We start from the raw sequence: 474 nt of genomic DNA, 5'->3' as shown, positions 1-474 counted from the left end.
GTTCTCGACACCGAATCTGCGGCGTCTCGCCGAGCGCGGAACTCACTTCACAAAAGCGTGGGCGCAGAGCCCCGTGTGCCAACCGTCACGGGCCTCGCTCATCACCGGCCAATACCCCACGGACCACGGACTGGTACGCAACTTTGACGGTGACTTCGACGCAGAGTGGCCAACGTTCATGAAGTCGTTACAGGCGGTCGGTTATCACACAGCGAATATCGGCAAGACGCACTACCTGGGAAGCAAAGAACTGGACGCCTCGAGCGCGCCCATGAACTCTGACGACTGGGTAACCGATATTCAAGCTTTCGGGTTTGACGACGTGGTCGAGGAGTTCGACCAGCACGTTCACGTCTCTCCAGGTTTTCGATCTCCGTATCTCGACTACCTCTACGCTGACGGTCTGCTCGATCGCTACCTGACGATGATCCGCTCGGTCATGCCCTTTACCGAGGGGCATTGGAAGGGAATCAG

General features: G+C 58.0%; 1 protein-coding gene. It reads left to right on the top strand.

Features of this window, described 5'->3' with window-relative positions; all coding sequences use genetic code 11:
- Positions 1-16: 16 nt before the first annotated feature.
- Positions 17-474, top strand: a 458-nt coding sequence (locus ACLD7X_RS18715) for a sulfatase-like hydrolase/transferase (protein ID WP_425625517.1), incomplete at its 3' end; no start/stop codon positions are given.

The organism is Aphanothece microscopica RSMan92, assembly GCF_046613545.2.
Classification (GTDB): Bacteria; Cyanobacteriota; Cyanobacteriia; order PCC-6307; family Cyanobiaceae; genus NIES-981.
The sequence above is the reverse complement of the archived record's forward strand: the minus strand, read 5'-3'. Positions and strand labels throughout refer to the sequence as shown.